Annotated in this window: 3 protein-coding genes; all 3 read left to right on the forward strand. The window is 67.6% G+C overall.

Features of this window, described 5'->3' with window-relative positions:
• The first annotated feature begins 378 nt into the window (after positions 1-378).
• Genes ACFWA7_RS39440 through ACFWA7_RS39450 form a run of 3 tightly spaced genes read left to right on the forward strand, consistent with a single transcriptional unit; the run spans position 379 to position 6,472 of the window.
• Positions 379-2,001: a hypothetical protein gene (locus ACFWA7_RS39440; protein ID WP_385547166.1), complete on the forward strand. Its 1,623-nt coding sequence runs from the start codon at positions 379-381 to the stop codon at positions 1,999-2,001.
• Entirely contained in the window at positions 2,001-2,777 is a 777-nt protein-coding gene (locus ACFWA7_RS39445) for a hypothetical protein (RefSeq protein ID WP_385547169.1), read from the forward strand. Before ACFWA7_RS39440 ends, ACFWA7_RS39445 begins: the two co-directional genes overlap by 1 nt.
• A gap of 2 nt (positions 2,778-2,779) precedes the next feature.
• Positions 2,780-6,472 carry a hypothetical protein gene (locus ACFWA7_RS39450; RefSeq protein ID WP_385827984.1) on the forward strand — a complete coding sequence of 1,231 codons (3,693 nt, stop codon included), beginning with the start codon at positions 2,780-2,782 and terminating at the stop codon, positions 6,470-6,472.
• The last annotated feature ends 70 nt before the right edge of the window (positions 6,473-6,542 follow it).

A 6,542-nucleotide genomic window follows, 5' to 3' on the forward strand; every position in this document is an offset into this window, starting at 1 on the left:
TGAGACTTCGAACGCCTCCCTCAACGGCGCGGGAGCCCTGTGCGTTGCGCGACCGCCTGCATCACCCGATCAGTGGGCACACTGAAAACGCTCAGAGTGTAGGGCGACGAAGGGCCCCTGGTGTAGCAGCTCGGATGCTTTCGTCGTCCATGCCATGGCCGCCAGACCTCTCGAAGATCGCCAACGAATGCGCTGCAGCAGTCAGCGCAACGCTAATCGTGGCCGCGCTCGTTCTGTGGCTCGCTTTGCCATCGCGAGCTCCGCCACCGCACGTCGGCGTCGCGATGATGCGTGAGCGCTCCGGAGTCTTCCCAGGTCACAGGGCATATCTAGACCCGCGCGAGAAGTAATGTCAGATATGCCTGACATACAGAAACGATGGCATATAACAAGAATGAGGAACATGATCCATATCGCGTGGATCCAGATACCTATGAATCGGAGGGCCTGACGGCGGACGAGCGTGATCTGTTCGCTGAGCTCGGGCAGTCTGCAGTGGCCGCGCCCGAGTGGCAGGAGCTGGTCCGAGCCCCCGGATTCATGCGGCGGCGGGTGTCCCTCGCTCTTTCGGGGACGCTGCACGACTTGGCACGACGCCCGGGACCTCAGCCGTTCCCGCGGCAGCGGTATGACCTGGTGAGTTTGGCGTTGGCGGCGCTGGATGCCGTGGTCTCGCGACAAGGGCTGGAGGATGAGGCCACTACCGAGGAGATCGTGCGCTTCTTGAGCGGGATGGCGGAGCGGTCCGCGCCGGACCGCTCCCACGACGAGCACGTGGCCGTGGCCCGGTTCGTGTGGCGGGGCCTGCTCAACGACGACGCCGGCGGGGCGGATTTCACTGTTGATTGCAGTGACTTCCGTGACGGTCACCAGATGCAGCCAGTGCGGTTCCATCTGGTCCGCGAGGAGCCGCACCGCTCCGGCAATCCCGTGGTCCGGGCCAGCAGCGAGGCGATCAATGTGTTGTTGAGCGGTCTGGACCTGGCGGTGGAGGATGCGCAGGCGGCGATGGACACGGTGCTGCGTCGCCAGATCGAGGGCGGCCAGTGGAGCCGGGCCGAGCAGAGCGCGGCTCAGAGCCTGCGTCTGTCAGTCGCCTATGCCGAGCGGGTGCGCACCGTGCTGGTGGCGACGGAACGCGATGTGGCGTCGGTCGACTGGAACCAGCGGGCACCCGAGCTGCTGAACGAAGCGCGCGAGCACCTCACCGAACGTCTTGCAGCCGAGGGTGACCTCATCGACCGGCTGCGCCAGGCCCACAGCGGCTTCGGAGATGACCAAGTGCGGCAAGCCTGCGGACGGGTACTGGACCTGCTGCAGCGCGCCTACACGCGCCACTCGGAACTTCACGGGCAGGTCATGCGTGCGGAACCGACCTTCCTGGATGCCCAGGCCGCCCAACGGTTCCGGCCCCCCGCGCAGCTGCAAACGGTCGCGATGAAGGAAGACGTCTTCACTCCGCTGCTGAACCTGGACTGGCCCGAGGCTCTGGACGTCGCGGAGGCGTTCGCCGAGGCAGTGTGTGGTCCGGTCGTCGGCGCCCTGCCGGTCCTGGCGGATCTGTATCCGATGTTGCTCACTCCGCCGCGCGAGAACCTGGCCGCGTTCCCCGACGAAGACGTAGAGATCATCGACGACGGACTGGATACAGCACCAGCCTACGACAGCATCGTCTGGGAACAGGCACTCACCGTCCTCACTCAGGCCCTGGGCGGGCCGATGCGGTTGTCGCAGCTGCTGGCCGATGCCGCGCCCTTGGGCCCCGTGGTCACCGACCTGGTGGCGCTGAGCGTGCTGCGTGCTTTTGCGCCCAACCCCGAGGACGCCGAAGCAGATACCGCCGACCCGGACCCGGCCGTCCGGCTGAGAAGCCTGATGGCCTCTGAGCTCATCGTGCTGGACGACGGCACCTCCCTGACCTCGGCCACCCACCAGGGCAGCGACCTGCTCACCCTTCCCGCGCCCGCCGTGCGCCACGTTGCAACAGAAGAGGCCGCTTGATGAGCACCACCACCGCCCCGCGTACCCAGCAGATATCCGATGCGGCCCGGCTGGTGCGCTACGCGTGCCAGCCGCGCCGCAAACCGCTGGGTGACGCCGACTACCACGAGCTCGTGGAGCGCTACCGGTCCTCGCCCGCCTTCCGGGAGGTGGCCGATGCCATCGCTGAGGGCATGACGCTGAACGTCATCACGGCCCATTCCGAGGAGGGCCTGAGAGTGTCGGCTGTGACCGGGGGGCTGTTCGCCTTCAAGCTCGCCGACCTGCCGGCCAAGATGCGCGACCCCAAGGACCGGCTGGTCTACGGGCTGATCCATGTGGCGATCGCCGCGCATGCCTACCCCACCGCCGCGGATCTGGAAGAGGAGACGATCAAGCGGGTCTCGGTCAAGGAGATCGACGCGTTCGTCCGCCACCTGATCCACCGGCTCCGCGAGGAGGCCGAGGATGACGCCGGGCTGCTGCCCGCAGCAGCGGCCGCCCAGGCCGCCTGGAATGCGTACGACGCGCTGTCCCCACACCGGCTGACCAAGACCGGGCAACTGGCCGCATCCTCCAGCCTCGGCAAGATCAAGCCCGTCCTGGACTGGCTCGTCGGTCAGGGCTACGCCCAACAGGCCAGAGCCCTGGGACCACTGGAGTACCGGCTGCTGAACAGCTTCCGCCTGCAGGTCGCCGGCGCCGCCGCCTTGCCCGCCTACCAAAAGATCACCGATGTACGCCGTCAGCAGATCGCGGACACCGACCCCCACCCTGCTGCCGCCGAGGAGAACTGAACATGCTGCGACTGCGCCGGATCCGGCTGGAAAACATCGGCCACAAGGACGCCCGCTTCAACGGCACCGTGCTGGACCTCACCGACCCCAACGGGCAGATCAGCGACGCCATCATCTGGCTGCGCAACGGCGGCGGCAAGTCCAGCCTGCTCGCACTGTTCTTCAACCTGCTGTTGCCCGGCAAGGCCGACTTCATCGGCTACACGAAGAAGAAGGGCCTGATCGACTACGTCCTGGAAGGCAAACCCGCCCACGTCATCGCGGAATGGGAGGACGACGCCTCTCCCTTCGGGATCCCCGCGCTGATCACCGGCGCCGTCTACCAATGGCCCGACGGACACCGCCCGGCTAACGACGACGATGCCTGGGACAAACTCCAGCGCGCCTGGTACACCCTTCGCCCCTCCGGGGCCACCGGCCTCACCACCCTGCCCGTGCACACGCTGGGCGGCTGGCGCAGCAAGAAGGGCTACCTGGAGGCCCTCACCCAGATGATGCAGGCAGATCACCACCTGGACCTCCAGATCGTGAACGACGGCAGCCACAGCACGTGGGAGAAGATGCTGTCCAACCGTCGGCTCGATCCGCGGCTGCTGCAGGTGCAGCGCCGGATGAACCTCGACGAGGGGGCGATAACCGAACTCTTCCAGTTCGACAGCGCCGAGGGGTTCCTGGAGCTCCTCATCGACCTGGTCGTCGACCCCACCCAGCCCACGACCGTGCGCGCCAACCTCAAGAGCCAAGCAGAGCGACTGGCCAAGCGGCCCGCCCGTGAACTCGAACTACGGTTCCTGACGGGCGCTATCACCCGTCTGCGGCCATTGCAGCAGGCTGTTGCCGACACAGCGGCCCTCAATGGGCAGATGGCCGCCGCCCACGCGGCCGGCGAGCTGGCCTGTACATGGATCGGTGCCCGTCGCGACGCCCTCACCGCGCAGAAGGCGTCGTTGGCCGCCGGTGCCAGCCAGGCGCAGCAGAAGGCCGAACAGGCGCGTTGCCGCGCCGAAGAGCGCCGGCAGCGGGCCGATGTTCTCGACCTCGCGGCTGCCGTTCTCACCACCAGGGCCCGCCGTGCCGACCAGGAGCGGGCCGAAGCCGCCAAGGAGAAGGCCGAAGCGCGCAGGAGGGCCTGGCAGTCGGTTCATATCCACCTGGAGCGCGAGGGCCTGGAACGCGAGCAAGCCGAGTTGAACTCCCTGCTCACCCGTCGTGTTCATGACGCTGCCCCGCTGCGGGAGGCGATGGAAAGCGCCGGCGCGATGTTGCGCGCCAAGCTCACCCAGGTTATTGAGGAGCGCGAGGCCGAGTCCGCGGAACTCACGCAGCGCGTCAAGGATGCCGAACGCGAGGGGAAGACGGCGGACCATGCCGAGACACAGCACCTGGTCGCTGCGGAGCAGGCCCGTAGCAGCGTTGCCCGCCTGCAGCAGTCCCTGAAGAAGATCGACGCCCTGATCTCTCGAGCCCGTACGGACGGCCTACTGGAGCAGGAGGAGACTCCGGAGGAGGCCCACGCCCGCTGGTCAGCCAACACTGCCCAGCTGGACACCCAGTTGACGCGCGGTCAGGTACGCCTCAAGGAGCTGGCTGAACAGCTCGCGGAACTGGCCGATGACCGGGAGACGGCCGACAGGCACTGGCGGGAAGCAACCAACGAGTACGACCGGATCTGGGACCGTTGGAGCCAGCTCCGTGCACAGCAGGAGCTCCTGGCCCGCCACCCCCGGCTGGCCGAACTAGCGCTGCTGGACGACGAAGTAGCCGCCGGGAATGGCCTGGACTTCGATGTCGCCGGCTATCCCCTGCTGAAGGTGCTGGACCAGGAGATCACGCGGGCGCGGGATGCGCTGATCGCCGAGCAGCTCGCCGTGGCTGCCGACCGGCGGGCCCTGGCCTGCCTGGAGACCGAGGGCTATCTCCCCGCGCCGCTGGAGACCGAACGCGCCCTGGCCGCGCTCAAGGCTGCTGACATCTCGGTGGAAGCGGTCAGCGGTCTTCAGTTCCTGCGAGACTCGCTGCCTCCCCGCCAGCACGCCGCCGCAATCGCCAAGGCTCCCGACGTCGTCGGCGGCATCGTCGTCCTAGGCGACGTTGATGACCAGGATCTGCGCCGTCATATCGCTGCTACCGGTGTGAGCACTCGCTCGGTGATCTCAGTCTGCGACAGCGCCACCGCCCGCGCCCGCCTCACCGACGCGGGCCGCGCCGATGTCCATGCCGTCTTCCCCGTCCAGCGGGCAGCTCTGGAGCCCCAGGCCGCCGACGAGGAGCAGGTACGGCTCCGGACCCGTATCAGCGAAAGCGCGGAGCGCTGTCAGCACATCACCACTGCTCAGGATCGCGACCAGACGCTGGTCCGCGAGCTGACTGCGCATCTGGAAGCCTTCGGGACCGCTCCTCGCCAGCGGCTCCAGGAATCCCTGGACCGGGCCGAGTCCCGAAGAGACGGTTGGAAGGACAAGCTCGAAGCTCAGCAGATGAGTCGTCGGCAGGTACTGTCCGAACGCGACCGGATCCAGCAGAAGCTCACCGAGGCCACCGGTCGTCTGCGACAGGTGGCGGCCAGCGAGGAACGAACCCGGCAGGTGGCTGAGCAGGCACAGCGCACCAGCGACCTGCGAGAGCAACGTGACTCTGCGCAGCAGCACCAGGCCGACCGGCAGGAACAGGCGCGTCTGGCCACCAGCGCCAAGAAGGACGCCCGCAAAGCCGAGCAGCGTTACCGGCGTGACGAAACGCTCTGCAGGCAGGATCTGAAACGACACCGCAGCGCGCTGCGCAAGCTCGCCACCTTGGCGCCCGAGGATCCGGACGTGAGTCTGAACCAGCGGACCTTGGAGCGCTCGTCCCTGGACGCCTTGCAGGAACGATTCACCAACGCCCGGACCGCCTATGAGTCCGATACGGCAGACACCCAGTTGCGTACCGACCTTGCCATTACCGCTGGCCGGTTGGAGACGGCGGACACGGCCCTGGCTGCGTTGGACGACGCCACCCGTGCACTCACCGCCGAGCTCGCCGCACGTCCTGAGGCCCAAGCCCCGGACCGCCGTGACCGCGCTGTGGAGCAGGCTGAGCACGATGCCAGTGAGGCTGGCGAGCACGCAACGCGCAGTGCCATGCGGGCCGAGCAGGCCGTGGAGGCCGAAGCGTCCGCCAGCCAGAAGCTCGGCGACGCAGGAACCGCGACGGATTCTCTGGCCGACCTCTCTGGGCCTGAAGCGGCTGAGACCGCAGCGCGAGAAACCCGGCAGGAGGCCGAGCAGGCCGATCGCGACCACACCGCCTACACCGAGCAGCACCACGCCCTCAAGGACAAGGCCAACGCAGCGGCACTGACCGCGAGTTCCCTGGACGGCGCCCACCAAGTACTCCAAGCCAGTCTCAATGCGCTGGCCACTCAATGGTCACCCAGCCCCGAGGAACCGCTGGCGGACGCCGACGCCTGGCTCACCGAGCACTGCGGCATTACCGCCCAGGGCGCGCACGCCCTGACCCAGGAACAGGCTCACCATCTGCGGGACCTGCTGACCGAAACCATCACCGCCGCGCAGTCGACCCTGGCAAAAGCCACCCGCAAGCTCGCCAGTGCCACCCGCCACGTACAACAGCTGGCTGCCGACCGGCAGTACGCCGATGCCGTCGACGCTCGGATCGTCGCCCGGCTCAGTGAGCGTTTTCAGTGTGCCCACTGATCGGGTGATGCAGGCGGTCGCGCAACGCACAGGGCTCCCGCGCCGTTGAGGGAGGCGTTCGAAGTCTCAA

Source organism: Streptomyces sp. NPDC059994 (assembly GCF_042737755.1).
In the GTDB taxonomy this organism is placed as follows: Bacteria; Actinomycetota; Actinomycetes; order Streptomycetales; family Streptomycetaceae; genus Streptomyces.